This is a genomic window from Bacillus sp. X1(2014) (genome assembly GCF_007678255.1).
The window spans coordinates 128,917-151,348 of record NZ_VEED01000006.1; the positions used below are offsets into that span (position 1 = coordinate 128,917).

Annotated in this window: 20 protein-coding genes and 1 pseudogene; 1 reads left to right on the forward strand and 20 read right to left on the reverse strand. The window is 43.4% G+C overall.

The annotated features are described in order from the left end of the window. Window positions 1-98: 98 nt before the first annotated feature. From FS608_RS13740 to FS608_RS13815, 16 genes and pseudogenes are all read right to left on the reverse strand, one after another. Window positions 99-545 carry a GNAT family N-acetyltransferase gene (locus FS608_RS13740; RefSeq protein ID WP_144551667.1) on the reverse strand — a complete coding sequence of 149 codons (447 nt, stop codon included), beginning with the start codon at window positions 543-545 and terminating at the stop codon, window positions 99-101. 144 nt (window positions 546-689) lie between these two features. Beyond that, window positions 690-1,676 (reverse strand): stage II sporulation protein R, encoded by a 987-nt coding sequence (gene spoIIR / locus FS608_RS13745; RefSeq protein ID WP_260871683.1) that lies wholly within the window; start codon window positions 1,674-1,676, stop codon window positions 690-692. A 326-nt stretch (window positions 1,677-2,002) separates the two neighbouring features. Continuing rightward, window positions 2,003-2,950, reverse strand: a complete 948-nt coding sequence (prmC, locus tag FS608_RS13750; protein ID WP_395947777.1) for a peptide chain release factor N(5)-glutamine methyltransferase — start codon at window positions 2,948-2,950, stop codon at window positions 2,003-2,005. Further along, complete coding sequence (gene prfA / locus FS608_RS13755) at window positions 2,910-3,983, reverse strand: peptide chain release factor 1 (protein ID WP_144551670.1); 1,074 nt, start codon at window positions 3,981-3,983, stop codon at window positions 2,910-2,912. The genes prmC and prfA overlap by 41 nt, the downstream gene beginning before the upstream one ends. Window positions 3,984-4,152: 169 nt before the next feature. Continuing rightward, window positions 4,153-5,666: pseudogene (locus tag FS608_RS13760) on the reverse strand (DHA2 family efflux MFS transporter permease subunit). Between the two features lie 20 nt (window positions 5,667-5,686). After that, window positions 5,687-6,310 carry a TetR/AcrR family transcriptional regulator gene (locus tag FS608_RS13765; RefSeq protein ID WP_144551673.1) on the reverse strand — a complete coding sequence of 208 codons (624 nt, stop codon included), beginning with the start codon at window positions 6,308-6,310 and terminating at the stop codon, window positions 5,687-5,689. A gap of 129 nt (window positions 6,311-6,439) precedes the next feature. After that, on the reverse strand, window positions 6,440-6,949 hold the full coding sequence (locus FS608_RS13770; protein WP_144551676.1) for a hypothetical protein: 510 nt from the start codon (window positions 6,947-6,949) through the stop codon (window positions 6,440-6,442). A 360-nt stretch (window positions 6,950-7,309) separates the two neighbouring features. Continuing rightward, window positions 7,310-7,927 carry a thymidine kinase gene (locus FS608_RS13775; protein WP_144552148.1) on the reverse strand — a complete coding sequence of 206 codons (618 nt, stop codon included), beginning with the start codon at window positions 7,925-7,927 and terminating at the stop codon, window positions 7,310-7,312. 107 nt (window positions 7,928-8,034) lie between these two features. Continuing rightward, window positions 8,035-8,250 (reverse strand): 50S ribosomal protein L31, encoded by a 216-nt coding sequence (gene rpmE, locus FS608_RS13780; protein WP_144551679.1) that lies wholly within the window; start codon window positions 8,248-8,250, stop codon window positions 8,035-8,037. Between the two features lie 238 nt (window positions 8,251-8,488). Further along, on the reverse strand, window positions 8,489-9,754 hold the full coding sequence (rho, locus tag FS608_RS13785; protein ID WP_026568198.1) for a transcription termination factor Rho: 1,266 nt from the start codon (window positions 9,752-9,754) through the stop codon (window positions 8,489-8,491). Window positions 9,755-9,961: 207 nt separating this feature from the next. Continuing rightward, the gene (locus tag FS608_RS30795) at window positions 9,962-10,138 is read right to left on the reverse strand and encodes a hypothetical protein (protein WP_222127348.1); all 177 of its coding nucleotides are present in this window, start codon (window positions 10,136-10,138) and stop codon (window positions 9,962-9,964) included. Window positions 10,139-10,241: 103 nt separating this feature from the next. Continuing rightward, the gene (gene glpX, locus FS608_RS13795; protein ID WP_144551682.1) at window positions 10,242-11,204 is read right to left on the reverse strand and encodes a class II fructose-bisphosphatase; all 963 of its coding nucleotides are present in this window, start codon (window positions 11,202-11,204) and stop codon (window positions 10,242-10,244) included. Between the two features lie 76 nt (window positions 11,205-11,280). Further along, a complete protein-coding gene (locus FS608_RS13800) occupies window positions 11,281-12,567 on the reverse strand; it encodes a UDP-N-acetylglucosamine 1-carboxyvinyltransferase (protein WP_026568196.1) in 1,287 nt (428 codons plus the stop codon). Between the two features lie 182 nt (window positions 12,568-12,749). Next, window positions 12,750-13,400 (reverse strand): fructose-6-phosphate aldolase, encoded by a 651-nt coding sequence (gene fsa, locus FS608_RS13805; RefSeq protein ID WP_144551685.1) that lies wholly within the window; start codon window positions 13,398-13,400, stop codon window positions 12,750-12,752. A 141-nt stretch (window positions 13,401-13,541) separates the two neighbouring features. Further along, a complete protein-coding gene (locus tag FS608_RS13810; RefSeq protein ID WP_144551688.1) occupies window positions 13,542-14,399 on the reverse strand; it encodes a class II fructose-bisphosphate aldolase in 858 nt (285 codons plus the stop codon). A 246-nt stretch (window positions 14,400-14,645) separates the two neighbouring features. Next, window positions 14,646-15,017 carry a response regulator gene (locus FS608_RS13815; RefSeq protein WP_026568193.1) on the reverse strand — a complete coding sequence of 124 codons (372 nt, stop codon included), beginning with the start codon at window positions 15,015-15,017 and terminating at the stop codon, window positions 14,646-14,648. A gap of 171 nt (window positions 15,018-15,188) precedes the next feature. Between FS608_RS13815 and FS608_RS13820 the strand changes: the two genes are divergently transcribed. Next, window positions 15,189-15,710: a DUF2529 domain-containing protein gene (locus tag FS608_RS13820; protein WP_144551692.1), complete on the forward strand. Its 522-nt coding sequence runs from the start codon at window positions 15,189-15,191 to the stop codon at window positions 15,708-15,710. Between the two features lie 248 nt (window positions 15,711-15,958). Here the strand turns inward: FS608_RS13820 and FS608_RS13825 are convergent, their stop codons facing one another. The 4 genes from FS608_RS13825 to icmF all read right to left on the reverse strand — a co-directional run bounded on the left by FS608_RS13825 (window position 15,959) and on the right by icmF (window position 22,423). Beyond that, entirely contained in the window at window positions 15,959-17,554 is a 1,596-nt protein-coding gene (locus FS608_RS13825; RefSeq protein WP_144551695.1) for a CTP synthase, read from the reverse strand. Between the two features lie 241 nt (window positions 17,555-17,795). Then, window positions 17,796-18,371, reverse strand: a complete 576-nt coding sequence (rpoE, locus tag FS608_RS13830) for a DNA-directed RNA polymerase subunit delta (RefSeq protein ID WP_144551698.1) — start codon at window positions 18,369-18,371, stop codon at window positions 17,796-17,798. Between the two features lie 226 nt (window positions 18,372-18,597). Next, window positions 18,598-18,783: a hypothetical protein gene (locus FS608_RS13835; protein WP_144551701.1), complete on the reverse strand. Its 186-nt coding sequence runs from the start codon at window positions 18,781-18,783 to the stop codon at window positions 18,598-18,600. Window positions 18,784-19,177: 394 nt separating this feature from the next. After that, window positions 19,178-22,423 (reverse strand): fused isobutyryl-CoA mutase/GTPase IcmF, encoded by a 3,246-nt coding sequence (gene icmF / locus FS608_RS13840; RefSeq protein ID WP_144551704.1) that lies wholly within the window; start codon window positions 22,421-22,423, stop codon window positions 19,178-19,180. Window positions 22,424-22,432: the final 9 nt, after the last annotated feature.

Genomic DNA, 22,432 nt, shown 5'->3' on the forward strand with positions numbered 1-22,432 from the left:
TGAAAGTATAAAAGAAGGTGTGCATAAATACAAGTCTTATCCACAAATTGTGCACAACTTCCGTGAAAAAGTGGATAACTTTGTGGATATATCCACAATTATAATGAAAATTTTAAAAATAGTGAGTTATCCACATTTAAAACGTGTCGAATATGTTCTGACTGATAAAATTCGCTAGGTAATTCCTCCCGGCGGGCTCTCTGAAAGCCCATTAACTCAAAAAACGGTAAGGCCACGCTCTTATTAGTTGCCAAAAACAAACCTTTCATCCCTTTTTCTTTCGCCAATTGCACCATTTGATCAAAAAGAACAAAGATTTCCTTCTCAGCTTGTCCAGGTGACACCACGAGAGATCGCAACAAACCAAATTCCGTGAATGCCTCCATCCCCAGCGACCCCTTTAATGTCCCGCCTTCATCTTCTAACAACAAAAAATAGTCGATCGAGTCATCATTTAATCCATCCGTCCCCAGGTTCGCTCGTGATAAAAACGCTCGTAAATTGTCCAAGTCTTCTCTTTTAGCCCTGCGAATCAATGCCTGCATCCTATCATCCACCTCTTTTTCAGATTCTACTGTATGAATATGGATGACATAGAAAAAATAGAACCGCTAGATTCGGGAATCTAGTAAATTTTATTCAAAGTATGCGCAGCACAACAAAAAACCAGCTCCACGATTGGAACCGGCCTAGTTAAACAACTTCTCCCACATCTCTACCACGAAAAACTTCACTTCTACCGGCTTTTCATCCTCTGCCGTATAGACTGGTGCTTCATTTTTAGCCACTTTCACCGGCTCTTCTTCCTCTATCTCTAACACATTGAACACAGGCGCTGCTTTTTCAATTGGCCTCTCCGGCTTCTTCACGACTTGATCTTTTTTCTCAACAACTTTTTCTTTCTTCGCTGCAACTGGCTCGTGCTTCACAGCTTCTTTTTCTTCCGTTACTGCTGCCTGTTCATGCTTCACAGTTGCTTTTTCTTCCTTCACCACGGTTTCCTCGTTGACCCTAGCCACTTTTCTCTTAGACTCAGCCTTAACCTCTTTTTCTTCATCCTTCGCCGTCTCAGCCTCTTCTTTTACCTTTTTCACCTTTACCTGCTGCTTTTCCGGACTTACTGTTTTTGCCTTCGCCTTCTTCTCTTCAAACCCATCACTTACAGCCACACCATTTGAAAAATCCAGGAAGCATAATGGCGGATAAAGCACACACCACCAGTTCGCCCCTTCACCTGAACCTAAAGTAATCAAAATTGCTTGATATTCTCCTGCTGGATATAAAAATTGACCATATAATTTCGTTGGAAACTGAACTTTGCCAAATTCGACCTTCACGGATTGTGTTGACCCTTGGTCACGAACCACTTTTTCCGAAATCGCTTGAATCTCAGGAAGCTTCGCATTGATGACCTTTCTTGCCTCTTCCATCGAAGTTAAATCCTGTACCCACAATGTAATCTGCGCATTGACCGCATCGCGCACCTTCCGTTTAATCGCTTGATCCTTTTCAAAATCACTATTGGCAAGAATCCTAAGCCGAATCGCTTCCCCTGGAATCACAATCGATTCCTTCTGTGCTGCTTCCGTCTTCGGCATATATAAATTCAACATCGTTCCTAATGATAAAACGATAAGATATCCCCAAACAATCATTTTACTTTTCAATTCTAGCACCGTCCCTTCGATATCTTCATTTTGGACAAAATGCCAGAATCTTAAACTATTAAATTTTGATATATTTCAGAGATTCATGTTGGCAAATTTCATAGCGACCTGAACAAAAAGCGCAAGCGCCCGTTTAGCGGCGTATGGACTGGAGCGCTCCAGCCGAGATAAAGGAAACACGAAGAGCGACTGCGATTAAATGTTGACTTATCGTAGGGCGGAGAGCGAAGTACACTTAGCCGCTGGGCGCTTGAGCTGGATTCAGAGAACGAATCAAATTTATCCACAATTAATTAATTTTTAATTTCCTATACAATAAAAAAAGACCTCGGAAACTAATCTCCGAAGCCGATTTCAGCAAACACCATCCGGTCCCTGCCATTTATATCATTCACAATCTCCACTATAGAGCCTGCAAAAGCCTTTCGCAAAAGCTCCGCTACCGCTTCACCCTGACCGGCCCCAATCTCGAAACCAACCAGCGCGCGCGGCTCTAGCACCTGCGGCAGCTCGACCATAAAGCGGCGGTAAAAATCCAAGCCGTCCGTCCCCGCAAACAAGGCCCGGTGCGGCTCATGCTCCGTCACAACCTCCGACATCGTCGTGATATCCCCGAGCGGAATATAAGGCGGATTCGAGAGAATCACATCAAAACGAGCCCCACTCTCCAAAAACGGCCCCAGCAAATCCCCCTGCAAAAACTCCACCTCAGCCCCAAGCCGCACCGCATTCTCCCGCGCCACAGCCAAAGACGCTTCGGCAATATCGGTGCCTGACACCATTAACACTGGCTGCGCAGTACTATTGGTGCCTGACACCATCCTAAGTTCCGCTTCTTCCATTTTCATGGTGATGGCGATGGCGCCACTGCCGGTTCCGATATCTGCTAGTTTGATGACTTGTTTCGTGCCGCCAAACAGCCGCTTGATCCGTTGGAGGGCACCGTATACAAGTTCTTCCGTTTCCGGTCTCGGAATAAGCACCTCTTCATTGACAAGAAACGGCCGTCCATAAAACTCCTCCGTCCCGATGATATACTGGACTGGCACACCTTCCACATGGTCAAAAACCGCTTTTTCAAAGGCCTCCCACACACCTGGCGCTAACTCATCGCGCATATTCGCAAACAACTGCGCCCGGCTCATCTCCGTAAAATGGCGCAGCAAAAGCTCACCCGCATTGGCATCACGATTGGCTGGACCTAAAAAAGAAGAAGCCCATTGAAGAGCTTCGAATACTTTTTTACTCATTTGAGGAATCTTCCAGCCTGCGCGCTTGATCATCCATAATCAGCGCATCGATGATATCATCGAGCTTACCTTCCAAAATTTGATCAAGCTTTTGAATCGTTAAGCCAATGCGGTGGTCCGTCACCCGGTTTTGCGGGAAGTTGTAGGTACGAATCCGCTCCGAACGGTCCCCCGTACCAACTGCCGATTTACGGACAGAATCATACTCCGCCTGCGCTTCCTGCTGGTACTTATCATAAATGCGGGCACGTAATACCTTCATCGCTTTATCTTTGTTCTTATGCTGTGATTTCTCATCCTGAATTGAAACGACAATCCCTGTTGGAATATGCGTTAAACGAACCGCTGACATCGTCGTATTAACGGACTGTCCGCCGGCACCGCTCGATGCGAACGCATCAAAACGAATATCTTTATCGTTGATTTCCACGTCTACTTCTTCTGCTTCCGGCAAACAAACCACTGTCGCCGTTGACGTATGAATCCGGCCGCTTGATTCCGTCTCTGGAACACGCTGCACACGGTGTGCGCCGTTTTCAAACTTCAATTTCGAATAAGCACCCTGACCATTAATCATAAAGCTGATTTCCTTGTAGCCGCCAAGACCAGTCGGGCTTGCATCAAGAACATCAATTTTCCAGCCTTGCGCTTCCGCAAAACGGCTGTACATGCGATATAAATTCCCTGCAAACAAAGCGGCCTCGTCTCCGCCCGCTGCACCGCGAATTTCAAAGATAACGTTCTTGTCATCGTTTGGATCTTTCGGAATCAACAAGATTTTCATCTTTGCTTCTAATTCCACGATCTGCGCTTCGAGCTCGTTAACTTCTTCCTTGACCATTTCACGCATCTCGGCATCCAGCTTTTCATCCAGCATCGCTTTCGCATCCTGAAGCTGCGCACGCGCCTCTTTATATTCACGATATGTTTGTACTGTTTCTTGTATATCAGATTGTTCTTTTGAATAATCACGTAGTTTTTTTGAATCATTAATGATTTCTGGATCGCTCAAAAGTTCATTCAACTTATCATAGCGATCTTCCACCGATTGAAGACGATCAAACACAGTCTATTCACCTCAATTTTTTGTCCATAACATTCTAATTATAGTATAGGTGAAAACAACCGTCAAAACCAAATTCTAGGGGGGATATTTTTTCACAACTGATTTTTCAATTAAAACACAAAAGGCTGGCTTACCGTCATCACGATAAGCCAGCCTAAAAGATCAATATTTATTGAATGGCTGCAGGCTTCATTTGTTTGTTCCCTTGCTGCTCTAACTGTCTAACCACTTCTTCACTTGTATCCACACGTTTAACGAATAAGGCTAATACAAGTGCGACAATATTAATGGCAAGTGCGACATAAAATGAATATTGAATACCTGCTAATAAAGCTTGCTTGGTTAATAGAGCAGTAGAAGCTTCTGTCAAAGTTGTTGGATCAACCCCAGCCATTAGGCTTGTAGCTTCTGTTTTTGTCACTGAATTCATGATCGTAATAAGAATAGCTGTACCAATCGAACCAGACACTTGCTGCGCTGTATTGTTAATAGCTGTACCGTGTGGATTTAGGCGAGTTGGTAATTGATTTAGCCCATTTGTCATGATTGGCATCATCACCATTGACATACCAAACATCCTTAATGTGTAAACAAGAACAATATAGGTGTAACTAGAATCGATTTGTAAGTTTGCTAGCATGTAAGTTGAAATCGCTGTAACCACAAGTCCGACTACCGCTAGAATACGTGGACCAAATTTATCAAATAATTTACCCGTAATTGGCATCATAATTCCCATCACAATCGCACCAGGCAGCATCATTAAACCTGAATCAAGTGGTGAAATCCCCCGTACATTTTGAACATAAGCTGGCGTTAAAATCATACCAGAAAACATAGCAACTGCGTTCACAATCGCAATAACCGATCCAAGCGCAAACATTGGGTACTTGTATACACGCAAATCTAATAATGGCTCTTTCATTTTTAATTGACGAACAATGAAGGCAACGAGCGCGATACCACCCACGATTAATGTTGTTAAGACGATTGTATCTGTCCATCCATCTGAACTCGCCGAACTAAAGCCGTATAGCAATCCACCAAATCCAATACTAGATAATACAACAGAAAAATAATCAAGTTTTGCACTTTTGTTTTGTTCCATTACATTTTCAAGTTTCCAAACAGCTAATAATAAACTAATTACAGCTAACGGTAAAATCATTTCGAAAAGGACGCGCCAGTCATAGTACTCTACAATGTAACCTGATAATGTAGGGCCAATTGCTGGGGCTGTAATCATAACTAATCCAAAAATACCCATTGCCGTCCCACGCTGTTCACGTGGAAAACTTACTAACATAATATTCATTAATAAAGGTCCCATGACCGAAGAACCGGCTGCTTGAATCATTCGCCCTGTGAGTAACAATCCAAAGTTTGGAGCAAAGGCTGCAACGGCAGTCCCTAAGGTGAAAATCGCCATCGATGTAATAAATAAGCGACGATTTGAAAAACGTGTTAATAAAAAGGCTGATGCGGGAATTAATATCCCACTGACTAGCATATAGCCTGTCGATAACCACTGAACCGTTGAATAATCTTTAATTCCTAAATCCACCATGATTGATGGCAGTGCAACATTTAAAAGCGAGTTATTAAGAAAAGAAACCATTGCCCCTATAAATAAGATGCAATCATTAAATATGGCGGTTTTCTTTGTTGTAATGTTGAATCCATTTATCATATCTCCTTATCCTTTATTTTGAATTTTCTTTATAAAATCCTCTTTTTAGCAAGTCGATTTGCACTCTATAATTCATAAGCGCTTCCTCATCCGTCCAATCCTTTACAATCATTTGGATCAAATTCTGAAAGGTTACAGCCCCCATAATTTTTAAAATATGGTGCAATTCTTGGTCACTTTTGATGTTTAAATTTTCTCTATCAATGAGGCTGATCATATTTAAGAACTGCGTTTTTTGATTTTGCTCGTAAACATGGTTAGCGAATGTATTCTCTACTTTATAATTCATATTTAAAAAAGCATGTTTAAAAAAGTTTTGGTGTTCTTGATTTCTATGGAACGTTATCAAATATTGAAATGACTCAATAAATGTCTCAAATAAATCCCCATTCTTTTCTTTAAGAAGACCAATAAATCGTTCATTATTTTTTTGCGCAAGTTGATTTAACAAGAAATAATAAATATCCTCTTTATCGTCAAAATATTGGTAAAAGCTCCCCCTTGGAATTCCCGCACTTTTGATGATATTTGCAATAGATGCTTCATGTAATGGGACTCTGGAGAATTCCCCTTTAGCAGCTTCAATTAATTTGTCCTGTTTATCTTTCGGTAAGTGAAAATACGTTTGTTTTGGCATTATTTTTCTCCAATCTGCATGTGACATCTTGTCATAAACCAATTATATATGACACCTTGTCATACGTCAATAAAAAAGTGACAGTGCGTCATAAAAATAAAAAAAACATGCCCTGAAATTCAGAGCATGTTACCTGCGATCCTCTTTTACGCGCACCTCAATTTTATAGCGCGGCAAAGCCTGAATTAGTTTCCGGTGAAGCCGGGCTTCTGCCTTAACTTTTTCTTGTTCAGACTGCATTCCTTTTTTATAAACAGATACCCACATCCGGTCACCATTGATCCAGACCGAATCAACCGTAAATTCATTTGAATCAGCAATCACTTGTTTTGCCTTGTTGATATCTTCGCCTGTGTCTTTTCCGCCGCCCGTTTCAGAACCGCTCCCCGTCCGATTCAGGTTAAGGAAATTAGGATTTTGGTTGGTAATATCATCTTCAACCATCCGCTGCTTATTTTCACCGCGATTGGACATATTTGCAGGCGTATTGCCATCACGGTTCGACATATAATTCGGTGCCGAACGGTCATTCTTAAGATCATAGGCCTCTTCATTCCCATGATTTCCACCTTGATTCCCATTACAGCCGCTGATTAATAACATCATACATAATGAGAGAAACAACATAAATTTCTGCATCTTACACCTCCCATTACTATCATGCCCGGAGTCTGCCGGAACAGAGCGAGAGAATTCTTTCCAAGAAGCAAAATCTAGCCACTCAGAATGAGATTTCGCCAAAACTGTGCTGGATTTCGCTAAACTCCACCCGGATTTCGCCGAACTCACCTGATATTTCGCCAAACTCCAAGGCTTTTTCGCCAAACCGTCCAATTATTTCGCTTACACCCAAAAATCCACGCCAAAACCACAAAGCCAACCCTAACCAAACAAAAAAACTGCCCGAGAATCTCCTTCTCAGACAGTTGTAGTTAATCATAGTGTTAAAATCATTTTCGGTGTCAGGCACTAATTATGTAAACTGACGACACCCTTATATTAATTTGTTGCTTCCTGCTCGATGCTTGTCCGGTACGACGCCGTCCTTGGGACTTCGTGATGATGGCGGCAGCGAGGCTCGTACGCTTCCGAGGCGCCCACTAAGATGATTGGGTCATGGTAAGATGCTGGATGACCATCAATCAAGCGCTGCGTCCGGCTTGATGGTGAACCACATACCGAACAAACCGCCTGCAACTTTGTCACCGATTCAGCAATCGCCATTAACGCTGGCATCTGACCAAACGGCTCGCCGCGGAAATCCATATCCAGACCCGCACAAACCACACGATGGCCGCTGTCAGCCAACTGCTGCACAATCCGCACAATTCCTTCATCAAAAAACTGAACCTCATCAATCGCAATAATATCGATATCGGCTTCCACATGGTGGAGAATCTCCATCGAATGAGCAATCGGCTTCGCATGAAAAGAAGAACCATTATGGGACACAACCTGTTGATCGTGATAGCGATTATCAATTTTCGGCTTAAACACAGCAATCTTTTGTTTAGCGAACTGAGCCCGTCTTACACGTCGGATCAATTCCTCCGATTTTCCAGAAAACATACTGCCACAGATAACCTCAACCCAACCGCTCTGCTTCATTAAATACATAAAACGGCGTCTCCTTCCTAGCAAATCCATAAAATCTATATCAAAAAGTGAATTTATTAAATAAAAAACAGGCAAGTAAGTTGCTTCTTGCCTGTACTGTTTTACAATTATTGTTGCTGTTGAGTTTTGATGCCATATTTCTTGTTGAAACGGTCAACACGTCCGCCAGCTTCAGCGAATTTTTGACGACCAGTGTAGAATGGATGACATTCTGAACAAGTCTCAACACGAATTTCTTTTTTAACAGAACCAGTTTCAAATGTATTACCACATGCACATGACACCGTTACTGTTTTATAATTTGGATGAATTCCTGCTTTCATTCTTTTCATCTCCTTCCGCCCTGAATCTTTCGAAACAGAGTTATATAAAGCACCTGTCCAAAAACAAGCACTGAAATACTAAAAACACACTGCACCCATTATAACAAGGGCAACCTATTTTTGCAAGTTGGGATTTGTTGGTTCTTTTTTTTGAAAAGGAACCTATCGAAGCCTCTCTACCAGACTTGTCCCTTACTAAGACCAGGTCCGGCTTGTTTCCAGTACTCCGTCAAGCAGACTACGAGCGTCTCGTTTTCAGCTCTTCCCCTAATTGGGCAAAGAACTCTTCATTCGACTTTGTCTGGCGTAATTTTTTCAAGAAACGCTCCGCAAAATCGGGTGAATCGGACATCGATTTTCGGATCGCCCATAATTTATCCAAATGATCCTTCGGAATAAGAAGCTCTTCCTTACGAGTACCAGAACGGCGGATATCAAGCGCAGGGAAAATACGGCGCTCTGCAAGTGAACGATCGAGATGCAGTTCCATATTACCTGTCCCTTTAAATTCCTCATAAATCACGTCATCCATCCGTGAACCGGTATCGACAAGTGCTGTCGCCAGAATCGTTAAACTGCCGCCCTCTTCGATATTACGAGCGGCCCCAAAGAAACGCTTTGGACGGTGGAAAGCTGCCGGGTCAATCCCCCCGGAAAGTGTACGGCCGCTTGGCGGAATCACTAAGTTATAGGCACGAGCAAGACGCGTAATACTATCCATCAGGATGACCACATCACGCTTATGTTCGACTAAACGCATTGCGCGGTCGAGCACAAGTTCCGCCACTTTAATATGGTTTTCCGGCACTTCATCAAACGTCGAACTAACAACGTCACCTGCAACCGAACGCTCAATGTCGGTTACTTCCTCTGGACGTTCATCAATCAACAGCATAATTAATTCAACTTCCGGATGGTTCGTGGTAATACTGTTGGCGATTTCTTTTAACAGCATCGTTTTACCGGCCTTAGGAGGTGCAACGATCAACCCACGCTGCCCAAAACCAACTGGTGCAATGACATCCATAATCCTTGTCGAAAGATATTTTGGAGTGGTCTCCAATTTCATCTGGCGGTTAGGATAAAGCGGTGTCAGGCCTGGGAAGTATACCCGTTCCTTCGCCGATTCCGGGTCTTCCCCATTTACGGCTTCTACGTGCAATAGTCCATAATAACGCTCATTTTCTTTTGGAGGTCGTACCTTACCGGAAACTTTATCCCCATTACGAAGGTCGAAGCGGCGGATTTGCGATGCAGAAATGTAGATATCTTCTGAGCTTGGCGAGTAATTGATTGGTCGTAAGAATCCAAATCCCTCTGACTGGATAATTTCTAAGACGCCTTCCATGAAAAAGTATCCTTGTTGTTCTGCGCGGGATTTCAGGATAGCAAAAATTAATTCTTTTTTCGTTAATTTGCTGTAGTAGGTCACTTTATATTCGCGTGCCAGCTCATAAAGTTCCTTCAGCTTCATATTTTCTAAACTTGAAATTGTTAATTCCATTTGTGCACCACACTTTTATTTTTTTCAATCAGATGTTGTTAAGAGAGTTGAGGAATAATGATAGAAGTAGAAATGAAATGAATAGAATTGCAGATATAATGCATAATAAAACAATTACTATTGTACCCTCTATGCAAAAAATTAATCAACTTATTTTTTTATTTTGATTCATTGGAAATTTCTTCTTGTAGGAGTTATTCCAAATTCCTAATGGAATGTAATAGGAGTTTTAGCTGTTTTAAAATTTGTATTTCCGTTCCAGGCACTTCGCTTTCCGCGGGCGTTGCGGGGAGCCTCCTCGGCGCTTTCAGCGCCTGTGGGGTCTCCCCTGCCCCGTACTCCCGCAGGAGTCTTCGCGCCTTCCACTTCAATCAAAGAGTTCAAAAATCAACATTAACCTTTAACACAGCCTGTAATTTTAAGTGACGATGCCATGAAGGGTGCCTGACACTAAATTGGTGTCAGGCACCCTTACTTTCGGCACCGTTTATTTAATTACTAGGTTTGGTTTTTTCTTTAAGCTGTGACGGCCTTCGACGAAGCGGACGGTGCCTGATTTGGCACGCATAACGATTGAGTGTGTTGAGCCGTATGAGCCTTTGAATTGAACACCGCGCAGCAATTCTCCGTCTGTGACCCCAGTTGCAGCAAAAATAGCGTCATCGCCTTTTACCAGGTCTTCCATCCGGAGGATACGATTGACATCGAGGCCCATTTTGATGCAGCGCTCTAGCTCCGCATCACTTTGCGGCAGCAATTTGCCAATGATTTCGCCGCCAAGGCATTTTAACGCCACCGCTGAAAGAACGCCTTCAGGGGCACCGCCAGAACCAAAGAGAATATCAACGCCGGTATTATCAAAGGCGGTATTAATCGCACCTGCGACGTCTCCATCATTAATCAATTTAATCCGAGCACCAGCCTCACGAAGCTGGGCAATGATATGCTCATGACGCGGACGATTTAAGACAGTCGCCACAACATCTTCAATATCTTTATTTTTTGCTTTGGCAACGGCTTTCAAGTTATCAAGAACAGATGCATTGATATCGACATGGCCGACTGCTTCGGGGCCAACTGCGATTTTTTCCATATACATATCGGGAGCATGGAGAAGATTTCCGTGATCGGCAACCGCCAGAACTGCTAAGGCATTCCAGCCGCCTGATGCTAAAATATTGGTTCCCTCGAGTGGGTCTACGGCAACGTCAACACGCGGACCATAGCCTGTCCCCAATTTTTCGCCAATATAAAGCATCGGTGCTTCATCCATTTCCCCTTCACCGATTACCACAGTTCCCTTCATAGGCACAGTGTCAAAAACATCGCGCATCGCCGAGGTAGCTGCACCGTCGGCCTCATCTTTTTTCCCACGGCCCATCCAGCGGGCTGAAGCAAGTGCAGCGGCTTCTGTGACACGGACAAGCTCCATCGTTAAACTTCTTTCCATCGTCTCCATCTCCCTTAAGTCTCTTTAGCTGTCTTTTTATGGTCAACGCCTAAGCTTTATCTATTTGGCTATAAAATCAATTGTTCTTCATTTGTTCGACTTCTTCCTTCGTTAACGCTTCCCGCCAAACCGTGGCGCCGAGGCCATTAAGTTTTCCGACAAGGTCGCTGTAACCGCGGTCAATGTGCTCGAGTCCGGTTACTTCAGTAATTCCTTCCGCCATCAGGCCGGCAATGAACAGTGCGGCGCCTGCCCGGAGGTCACTCGCCTTCACTTTCGCCCCCTGCAATTGCACCGGACCATTAATGATTGCGGAACGACCTTCGACTTTAATGTTGGCGTTCATTCTACGCAGTTCATCAATATGTTTGAAACGGGCACCGTAAATCGTGTCTGTTACAACACTTGAGCCGGTCGCTCTCGTCAAAAGAGTGGTAAATGGCTGCTGAAGGTCAGTCGGAAATCCTGGATAGACGAGTGTTTTGATATCGACGGCCTTCAACTTGGACGATCCATCCACAAACACTTGGTCATCGCCAGATTCCACTCGGACACCCATTTCACGTAATTTGGCAATCAATGATTCTAAATGCTGCGGGATGACGTTGTCGATAAGTACGCCTTCACCCACCGCGGCACCCAAAATCATATACGTGCCAGCTTCAATCCGGTCTGGAATAATCGTGTGGCGGCAACCGTGAAGCGCTTCCACACCATCGATACGAATAACGTCCGTTCCAGCCCCTTTAATCTTTGCACCCATACTTGTTAACAATGTCGCCACATCAATGATTTCCGGCTCTTTCGCCGCATTTTCAATGACTGTCCGCCCTTTAGCGCGAACTGCCGCCAGCATGATATTAATCGTTGCACCCACACTGACCACATCAAGGTATATACGTGCACCGCGAAGCTCGTCCGCCCGTAAATAAATCGCACCTTGTTCATTGGTAATTTGAGCCCCGAGTGCTTCGAAGCCTTTGATATGCTGATCAATCGGTCTTGGACCTAAATAGCATCCGCCAGGCAGGCCAATGACCGCCTTTTTAAAACGGCCGAGCATAGCACCCATTAAGTAATAAGAAGCACGGAGCTTTTTTACTTTCCCGTTTGGCAGGGGCATGGAAATCATGGTCGATGGGTCAACCGTCATCTCGTTATCAGAAAGCTGAACGTTACCGCCGATTTCTTCAAGGAGGTCCTTCAAGATTTCAACGTCTGAAATGTCCGGCAATCCCTCAATTGTCACTGGTGATTCCGCTAAAATGGTTGCAGGAATTAACGCAACGGCACTATTTTTCGCCCCGCTGATCCGAACCGTTCCCTTTAACGGATAGCCACCCGCAATTTTAAGTTTTTCCATATTCGACTCCCTTCTAAGCCCTATAAGTCAAACGGTACAATCCGCTTATTACGAAATGAGGCTCTAGGTATATTTTTCCATCATTTAAAGTCAAAATCCGACAACTTGTCTATCCTTTAGTTTACACCAAATTTTTATTTTCATGTATGGCAATTAAAAAAATTTACACGATATGGGAATATTTATGCTTCTTGACGGGAATTCCAATCTTTTAAGAAGCCTTCAATGCCTTTATCTGTTAATGGGTGATGGAATAATCCCATTAATACTTTGTATGGAATGGTTGCAATATGAGCGCCTCGTAACGCTGCTTCTGTGACGTGAATTGGATTACGAATGGATGCTGCAATGATTTCTGATTCAATGCCATGCACGTTGAAGATGTCTGAAATAGTTGAAATTAGGTCTAAACCGTTTTGGCCGATATCATCTAATCTGCCTAAGAATGGAGAAACATAGGTTGCCCCAGCTCTTGCCGCAAGTAAGGCCTGGTTCGCACTAAAAATGAGGGTTACGTTTGTTTTGATTCCTTCTTGTGAAAAAGCATGAGTTGCTTTTAACCCATCTGGAGTCATCGGAACTTTTACGGTAATATTCGGAGCGATTGCTGCAAGCTCTCTGCCTTCTCTAATCATGCCTTCTGCATCAAGTGCAATAACTTCTGCACTAACTGAACCAGGGACAAGTGCAGTAATATCTCTTAAACGGTCATGAAAAGAAACACCTTTTTCTCTAGCAACTAATGATGGATTAGTAGTTACACCTGCTAGTAATCCAAGGTCATGGGCTTCGCGGATCTCGTCTAAATTTGCTGTATCAATAAAGAATTTCATAGTTAATCTCCTCCATTTTCCCGACTAAATATTCAAATTTCTTTTAACAGACTGAAACCGTCCTAAAGTACGAGGACGGTTTACATTTTATCATATTTCAGAACAAATATGAAATGTGGTTAGACATTTGCCATTGTTCGATTAAGCTTTACCTGAAGAACCGAATTCGCGGATTTTGCCAATAACTGTTGTTTTGATCGCTTCGCGAGCTGGTCCTAAATATTTACGTGGATCATATTCTTCCGTTAATGCCGCTAATGTTTCACGTACTGCTTTTGCAGATGCGATTTGGTTTTCTGTGTTCACGTTGATTTTCGCTGTTCCAAGAGAAACAGATTTTTGGATATCTTTTAATGGGATACCAGTTCCGCCGTGAAGGACTAATGGAAGGCCAGTAATGTTTCCGATTTCTTCCATTTCAGCAAAACCAAGGTTTGGTTCACCTTTGTAAGGACCATGAACAGAACCTAAAGCAGGTGCAAGACAGTCGATGCCTGTGCGTTTTACTAACTCTTCACATTCTTTAGGGTCCGCGTAGATAACGCCATCAGCAACAACGTCGTCTTCCTGACCGCCAACAGTTCCTAATTCCGCTTCAACTGATACACCTTTTGAATGTGCATAATCAACTACTTTTGAAGTAATTTCAATATTTTCTTCAAATGGGTGGTGGGAAGCATCAATCATTACAGATGTGAAACCTGCATCAATTGCTTCTTTACACTTATCGAAGCTTGAACCGTGGTCAAGGTGAATTGCTACAGGAACGGTAATTTTCAAATCTTCCATTAAGCCTTCAACCATTTTTACAACTGTTTTGAAGCCGGACATATAACGAGCTGCCCCTTCAGAAACACCAAGAATTACAGGTGAATTCTCAGCTTGAGCAGCTTGAAGAATCGCTTGTGTAAATTCTAAGTTATTTAAGTTAAATTGCCCAACCGCATAGCCTTCAGTTTTGGCTTTAATGAGCATTTCTTTCATGGAAACTAATGGCATTTCTATTCCTCCTTAAATTAGGCAGATATCTTTTCAATTTGGTCTTCCATATTAAGGTTTTCCCTCAATTTTACGGATTATGTATACCTTGAAAAGATAAACAACCAGTAAAAAGTTCATATGTATCATATCAAAACAGGGGTCGAAATGCCATTAATTAAACGCAGTTTTGTAAACTGTCATAATGAAAGCGTGCCCATTTTTACTGTAAGCACTTTCTTTATATTTCAGGCCAAAAAACGAAGATTAATTCATTTTTTGGGGAATGTGTTTCCTGACAGCTGCTCGAATATCATCGATATCAAACGGCTTGGCAAAATGAGTAATGGCACCAAGATCCTTAGCTTCTTGAATCATATCAAGTTCACCATAAGCTGTCATAATAATGACGCGGATATCTGGGTCGATTACCTTCATTCGTTTTAAAATTTCAATTCCATCCATTCCAGGGATTTTCATATCCAATAGGACAAGGTCGGGGTCATGTTTTGTCACAATTTCAAGGGCCTGAATGCCATTGGCTGCCTGATATGTTTGATACCCCTCTTTTTGAAACACTTCATTTAGTAAAATTCTAATGCCAAACTGATCATCAACGATTAAAATTTTCTCTTTCATAACTCCACCTCTTCCTTGTGTACTTGATGCATTTTTTATTATCCCATATATCTATCACTTGTTATATTTCTCTATTAGGAAATAATCTCCTGCAAATTTTCTTAGATTTTGTTATTATTTTTGCAATATCGAAAAAATGCCTATAATAAAAGGGTGAAAAGGAGGGTTTTTATGTTAAAAATGTTTACTACTCAATTAACAGGATTGTTTAAACGGCTTGAGGAAAAGGAAGAATATTCGTTTGAGGACGGAGCACGTTTGCTTGCCCAGGCACCAGTTGGGGACGGGTCTATATATATTTTTACCACAAAGGAAATGAAAGCGGTCGAGTTGGAGGCTTTAGATGGGGCGGAACCGTTTAAGGGCGTGAAGATATTAGCGGAGATGGAGGAATTAACGGATTCCGATCGTGTGTTGCTGTTCACGCGATATTCAAGTGATGCTGCAGCTCTTGAGGTGGCCGAGCCGCTTCACGAAAAAGGAATTCCATTTGTCACGGTGGCGACGGCTGTTCCGGGTGGTGAACAATTGCAGGAATTAGCCGATCTCCTAATTGATTTGCGGCTGACCAAAGGACTGCTCCCGGATGATGAGGGAAATCGGTATGGATATCCTTCTTCGATGGCAGCTTTGTTCGTTTATTACGGCCTGAAATTTACCATTGAAGAGATTTTGGCAGAATATGAGGAGTAAAAGCGGGTTTAGGACCCGTTTTTTTATTGCCCTTTAATATTTCCCGGGGGGTAAACTTGGGATTGTTCGACTTTCAGAAGCTTTTGTGCAATTTTAGGATCCCTTTGTGCAATTTCCGTAAGGTTTTGTACAAGTTTTCCAACTTTTGTACAAATTTTGAGTGGTTTTATACAATTAGACAATATATGGAAAACACGAGTGCCTGACACCAAAAAAATAGGACCAGAAAACTGGTCCTGAATACTAACTTATTTTTGCAAAGAGGCTTTAATAAAGTCACGGAACAATGGCTGTGGACGATTTGGTCTTGAGACAAACTCCGGATGGAACTGTGATGCCACGAACCACGGATGGTCCTTCAACTCAACAATTTCCACTAAGCGTCCGTCTGGGCTCGTGCCTGAGAAAATAAAGCCTGCTGCTTCCATGTCTTGACGGAAATGATTGTTAAATTCATAGCGGTGACGATGACGCTCATAAACAACCTCATCCTCATACGCTTCAAACGCCTTCGTACCCTCAACAATACGAGCTGGATATAGACCTAGACGCAATGTTCCGCCCAAATCCTCCACATCTTTCTGTTCAGGGAGTAAATCAATAATTGGATAAGCTGTTTCCGGTACAAACTCAGCGGAATGCGCCCCTTCCAAGCCAAGGACATTACGGGCAAATTCAATCGTTGCTAGCTGCATTCCTAAACAAATACCAAGAAACGGCTTCTTCTGCTCACGAGCATAACGAGTCGCTTCAATTTTCCCTTCAATCCCGCGATCACCAAAACCGCCTGGAACAAGAACTCCATCCACATCTTCCAAAAGTTCTGCTACATTTTCACGAGTCACTTCTTCTGAATTAATCCATTTGATTTCCACATCGGCATCAAACGCATAGCCTGCATGTTTCATTGCTTCAACCACAGAAATATAGGCATCTTGAAGTTCCACATATTTTCCGACAAGACCAATGCGCGTCTTGCTTGAAAGATGGGTTACGCGGTCTACGAGTGCTTTCCACTCGGTCATATCCGCTTCTTTCGCCGATAATTTCAAATGGTCACACACGATTTGATCCATGTTTTGCTCTTGAAGGGCAAGTGGAATCGAATACAGTGTGTCTGCGTCCATACATTCAATAACTGCTTTTGAGTCAATGTCACAGAACAAGGCAATTTTATCCTTCATGTCCTGTGAAACCGGCATTTCCGTACGCACAACAATAATATTTGGCTGAATACCAAGGCTGCGCAGTTCTTTAACGCTGTGCTGAGTCGGCTTTGTTTTCATTTCGCCCGCTGCCTTGATATACGGAATTAATGTACAGTGAATGTACATCACATTTTCCGAACCGATATCGCTCTTGATTTGGCGAATCGCTTCTAGGAATGGGAGGGATTCAATGTCCCCTACCGTTCCGCCGATTTCCGTGATCACGACATCGGCATTTGTTTCTTTCCCAGCACGGAAGCAACGTTCCTTAATTTCATTGGTGATATGCGGAATAACCTGAACCGTTGCCCCTAAATAATCACCGCGGCGCTCTTTACGTAAAACCGTTGAATAAATTTTTCCTGTTGTTACGTTTGAATACTTGTTTAAGTTGATGTCGATAAAACGCTCATAGTGGCCTAAGTCCAAATCTGTTTCAGCGCCATCTCCTGTTACGAACACTTCACCGTGCTGATAAGGACTCATCGTTCCCGGGTCGACGTTAATGTATGGGTCGAATTTTTGAATGGTTACATTCACGCCCCGATTTTTCAATAAACGACCTAATGAAGCTGCCGTGATTCCTTTTCCTAGTGATGACACCACACCACCAGTTACAAAAATATATTTTGTCATAAATATTTCCCCCTCTTATACAGTTTGTACATTATTCAGTTTGTTTAAGGGTTTTTGTAAAAAAATATTTTCCTTACGCCCGTAAAAAATGAAAAAACTCAGTAAAACATGAGTTTTTTGAACAATAAAAAACGCCCGCCTACTTGTGGTAGGGAGCGTATTATAAGTAAATAATATATCGTCCTCTTTTTAAGGAGCCCAAAAAAGATAATACAAGGGCGTGAAAAAAAAGTCAAGTGGATTAATCTTCTTCGACTTCTTCCTCATCATCAAATTCTTCTTCTTCATCCTCAAGGTCCTCGTCAAGATCATCTTCTTCATCCAATTCAATGTCAAGATCATCTTCAATGGCATCATCATCGTCGTCAAGATCAAGATCATCATCTTCATCGATATCAAGATCTTCTTCATCATCAAGAAGATCATCTTCATCGTCAAAGTCATCAAAGTCATCTTCAATCTCATCAACTTCATCGAAATCTTCGAGATCGTCTTCATCGACAACCTTCTTCGCCTTCTTCTTCTTCGGTTTCACGACTGCAACCACTTCTTCTTCAGCTGTATCGACTGGATACCAGACACGAAGTCCCCAGCGGTTACTTCCTAATGAAAGGAAACGGCCATCCACGTTAATGTCGGTATAAAATTGAGCAAGTCTGGTACGAACTTCCTCATCTGAGATTCCTGATGCTTTTTTAATTTCTTCTACTAGTTCATTAAAGGCAATCGGCTGCTTACTATTTTTCAAGTATTCATAAGCCATTTCCATAAGGGAAAACTCTTGTAATTCCTCTTTTGAGTATTGTGCTAAACTCAATATCGGCACTTCCTTTCTCTATTTAACACTCTTAAATGAGTGAATAACGGACTATCGTAATAATAAAATATGAGAACTGTCTAGCTGCAGCGCCTAGGAAAAAATGAACTGCTTTTTTCCCTAATCAAGGCACCATCCGCTTGTCTCTCAATTTTTGCATATTCTTCATTATAAACAAATTCTTCCGGTTTATGCTAGTGCTAGTGAGTTGTTTGACCCTGAATTTTTATGGACGAGGTTTTTTACCATCATTTTTCTCTGCCTGTTTTTGCTTTTTCATCTCTTTCAGCGAAATCACTAGAAAGAAGATTGCTAGCAGAAAGAACGAGACAGCGCCCAACTGACGTTGATAGAGATAATTTAATGGCCAGGCAAACACAATTAATATGATTAAAATATAACCGAACTTCATATGCTCCACCTGCCCAAATTCCTCGAAGTATGTACGCTAAATAATTATATTAGATAACCGCAAATAATAATATCTCATAAAAGAAGTTTTATTACAAAAATTGGTGTCAGGCACCATGTGAATATCACTTCACATGGTGCCTGACACCCTATATGATAAGAAATAAACTTTGACTTTGAGAATTGTCCAGCTCCAGTGCTCTAGCGGCTAGTGTCCTTCGCTCTCCGCCCTACGATAAGTCAAGCACGAATGCGCCTCCGGCTCTTCGTGTTTCCTTTATCTCAGTTGGAGCGCTCCACAAGGAAGGCTTCGTGAGCATTTACATCGCACGAAGAAAAAGCGTTAGCTTTTTCGAGGAGGCCATACGCCGCTGAACAGGGCACTTGCGCATTTCTTACATATTCCTTCGATACTGCCCGCCGACTTCGTAAAGAGCTCGGGTGATTTGGCCGAGGCTGGCGACTTTGACGGTTTCCATTAACTCGGCAAAGATGTTGCCATTTTTGACGGCAGCTTCTTTCAATCGTTGCAACGCTTCTCCCGCCACCGTAGCATGGCTTTCCTGGAAAGCACGCAGATTTTGAATCTGCAGTTCTTTCTCTTCGTACGATGCCCGTGCTATTTCCATATTATTGACGTCTTCCTCGGACGGAGGATTTGGGTTCAAATACGTATTAACGCCAATAATCGGTAATTCCCCGGTATGCTTTTTCATTTCATAATACATCGATTCATCCTGAATTTTGCCGCGCTGGTACTGGGTTTCCATTGATCCAAGCACACCGCCGCGGTCATTCAAGCATTCAAACTCTTGGAGCACCGCTTCTTCAACTAGATCCGTTAACTCCTCCACAATAAACGAACCTTGGAGTGGATTTTCATTTTTGGACAAGCCATGCTCTTTCGTAATAATCATCTGAATCGCCATCGCGCGGCGCACCGATTCTTCAGTTGGCGTGGTAATTGCCTCATCATAAGCATTCGTATGAAGGGAATTACAGTTATCCTGCAGGGCCATTAACGCCTGCAGTGTCGTCCGAATATCATTAAAGTCAATTTCCTGCGCATGTAGCGAACGACCAGACGTCTGGACATGGTATTTCAATTTTTGGCTCCGTTCGTTGGCGCCATATTTATCGCGCATCACCGTTGCCCAAATACGGCGGGCCACTCGGCCAATCACGGTATACTCCGGATCCAAGCCATTCGAGAAGAAGAAGGACAAATTCGGCGCAAAATCATCAATCTTCATGCCGCGGCTCAAATAGTATTCAACATAGGTAAAACCATTGGACAAAGTAAACGCTAGCTGCGAAATCGGATTAGCTCCTGCTTCGGCAATATGATAGCCCGAAATTGAGACGGAATAATAGTTGCGCACTTGATGGTCAATGAAATATTGCTGAATATCGCCCATCATCCGCAGCGCAAATTCCGTTGAGAAGATACATGTATTTTGACCTTGGTCTTCTTTTAAAATATCAGCTTGCACCGTACCGCGTACCGTCCGCAATGTATAGGCACGAACTTCCGCGAATTCCTCTACCGTTAACACCCGTCCAAGCTCGGCTTCCTTCCGCTGCACCTGCTGATCAATCGCTGTATTCATAAACATCGCTAAAATAATCGGTGCTGGACCGTTAATCGTCATTGATACTGATGTTGAAGGATGACATAAATCAAAGCCGTCATACAACTTTTTCATATCATCTAAGGTACAAACACTGACACCGCTTTCGCCGACTTTCCCGAAAATATCCGGGCGGTGATCCGGGTCTTCACCATACAGCGTTACCGAGTCAAACGCCGTACTTAAGCGTTTCGCATCATCATCCTTCGATAAATAATGGAAGCGGCGGTTCGTGCGTTCCGGCGTCCCTTCCCCTGCAAACTGGCGTTTCGGATCCTCGCCTTCGCGCTTGAATGGAAATACCCCTGCCGTATACGGGAACGAACCTGGGACATTTTCCTGGTAAACCCAGCGAAGGATTTCTCCGTAATCCTTATACTTCGGCAGCACCACTTTCGGAATATCGAGCCCTGATAAACTTTTCGATTTCAACACTGTAATAATCTCTTTATCACGGATTCTCGTCACGAACTTGTCGCCGGAATAAGCTTCCCGTGTTTTTGCCCAGCCATTAAGAATTTTCCTAGACTCTGGCGTCAGTTTTGTCTCTGTCTCTTGCTTAACCGCTTCTAACGCCGCAATCACTGCCGCATCGCTGACCGCTTCAATTGCCCCTTCTAACTGGAATAACTTCCGGGCAATCCCAGCTTGTTCTTCCGCTCTCCTGTGATAACCGCGCACCGTTTCGGAAATTTCCCGTAAATAATAACGGCGGTCGGTTGGGATAATCACATTTTGCTTTTCAACTAAGGCATCTTTAGTAAAAGAGGTTCCCCAGCCTGTGCCCATTTTGTCATTAATTTTTTCAATCAGCGCCGCAAACAATCCATTTGTACCTGGATCATTAAACTGGCTCGCAATTGTTCCATATACTGGCATGTCATCGATATCTTTTTCAAACAGCATATGGCTGCGCTGGTACTGCTTTTGCACCTGGCGCTTCGCATCCTCCGAGCCCTTACGCTCAAACTTATTGATGACAATCAGGTCTGCAAAATCAATCATATCAATCTTCTCAAGCTGTGACGGCGCCCCAAACTCACTCGTCATCACATATAAAGAAACATCGCAAATCTCGGTAATTCCCGCATCGCCCTGACCAATTCCGCTTGTCTCGACGATTACAAGGTCAAAGCCAGCCGCCTTCGTAACGGCAACCGCATCCTTAATTGCCAGTGAAAGTTCACTTTTCGAATGCCGCGTCGCGAGCGAGCGCATGTACACATTCGGTGAAAAAATCGCATTCATACGGATTCGGTCCCCAAGCAGGGCACCGCCCGTCTTTTGCTTCGTTGGGTCAACCGACAGAATCGCTACCTTTTTGTCCGGCAGTTCATTAATAAAGCGGCGAATCAATTCATCGGTCAATGAACTTTTCCCGGCACCGCCCGTCCCCGTGATCCCAACGACCGGAATCTCTTTCTCGAGTGACTTCACTTGATCGAGCACTCGCTCAGCGGTCGCCGCCGCTTCATTCTTTCCATCGACATGAAGCTCAGCGATCGTGATCAGCTTCGCCACTGCATTCACATCCCCGCTCGGCAGCTTCTCAATTTGATCCGCTACATCGACAGGGACTGTCGCAAAATCACACTCCTCGAGCATCCGATCGATCATGCCCTGAAGTCCCAACCTGCGGCCATCCTCAGGGGAGAAAATCCACGAAATCCCGTACTCATGTAGCTCATCGATTTCGCGCGGGATAATCACCCCGCCGCCGCCGCCAAAAATACGGATATTCGGCGCACCCTTCTCTTTCAACAAATCATACATATATTTGAAGTACTCAACATGACCGCCTTGATAGGAAGAAATTGCAATTCCCTGCACATCCTCCTGAATGGCCGCGTTCACAACCTCCTCAACCGAGCGGTTATGGCCAAGATGAATGACCTCCGCCCCGCTCGCCTGCAGAATCCGCCTCATAATATTGATGGAAGCATCATGCCCGTCAAACAAGCTCGAAGCTGTGACAAAGCGAATATGATGCTTCGGCTGATAATTCCCCATCGTTCTCCC

What these genes read in the sequence shown, in the direction of transcription:
- FS608_RS13740 (WP_144551667.1), bottom strand. Translation starts at nt 545, where the DNA reads ATGCAGGCATTGATTCGCAGGGCTAAAAGAGAAGACTTGGACAATTTA.
- prmC (WP_395947777.1), bottom strand. Translation starts at nt 2,950, where the DNA reads ATGATCAAGCGCGCAGGCTGGAAGATTCCTCAAATGAGTAAAAAAGTA.
- FS608_RS13765 (WP_144551673.1), bottom strand. Translation starts at nt 6,310, where the DNA reads ATGCCAAAACAAACGTATTTTCACTTACCGAAAGATAAACAGGACAAA.
- FS608_RS13770 (WP_144551676.1), bottom strand. Translation starts at nt 6,949, where the DNA reads ATGCAGAAATTTATGTTGTTTCTCTCATTATGTATGATGTTATTAATC.
- FS608_RS13775 (WP_144552148.1), bottom strand. Translation starts at nt 7,927, where the DNA reads ATGTATTTAATGAAGCAGAGCGGTTGGGTTGAGGTTATCTGTGGCAGT.
- rpmE (WP_144551679.1), bottom strand. Translation starts at nt 8,250, where the DNA reads ATGAAAGCAGGAATTCATCCAAATTATAAAACAGTAACGGTGTCATGT.
- rho (WP_026568198.1), bottom strand. Translation starts at nt 9,754, where the DNA reads ATGGAATTAACAATTTCAAGTTTAGAAAATATGAAGCTGAAGGAACTT.
- glpX (WP_144551682.1), bottom strand. Translation starts at nt 11,204, where the DNA reads ATGGAAAGAAGTTTAACGATGGAGCTTGTCCGTGTCACAGAAGCCGCT.
- FS608_RS13800 (WP_026568196.1), bottom strand. Translation starts at nt 12,567, where the DNA reads ATGGAAAAACTTAAAATTGCGGGTGGCTATCCGTTAAAGGGAACGGTT.
- fsa (WP_144551685.1), bottom strand. Translation starts at nt 13,400, where the DNA reads ATGAAATTCTTTATTGATACAGCAAATTTAGACGAGATCCGCGAAGCC.
- FS608_RS13810 (WP_144551688.1), bottom strand. Translation starts at nt 14,399, where the DNA reads ATGCCATTAGTTTCCATGAAAGAAATGCTCATTAAAGCCAAAACTGAA.
- FS608_RS13815 (WP_026568193.1), bottom strand. Translation starts at nt 15,017, where the DNA reads ATGAAAGAGAAAATTTTAATCGTTGATGATCAGTTTGGCATTAGAATT.
- FS608_RS13820 (WP_144551692.1), top strand. Translation starts at nt 15,189, where the DNA reads ATGTTAAAAATGTTTACTACTCAATTAACAGGATTGTTTAAACGGCTT.
- FS608_RS13825 (WP_144551695.1), bottom strand. Translation starts at nt 17,554, where the DNA reads ATGACAAAATATATTTTTGTAACTGGTGGTGTGGTGTCATCACTAGGA.
- FS608_RS13835 (WP_144551701.1), bottom strand. Translation starts at nt 18,783, where the DNA reads ATGAAGTTCGGTTATATTTTAATCATATTAATTGTGTTTGCCTGGCCA.
- icmF (WP_144551704.1), bottom strand. Translation starts at nt 22,423, where the DNA reads ATGGGGAATTATCAGCCGAAGCATCATATTCGCTTTGTCACAGCTTCG.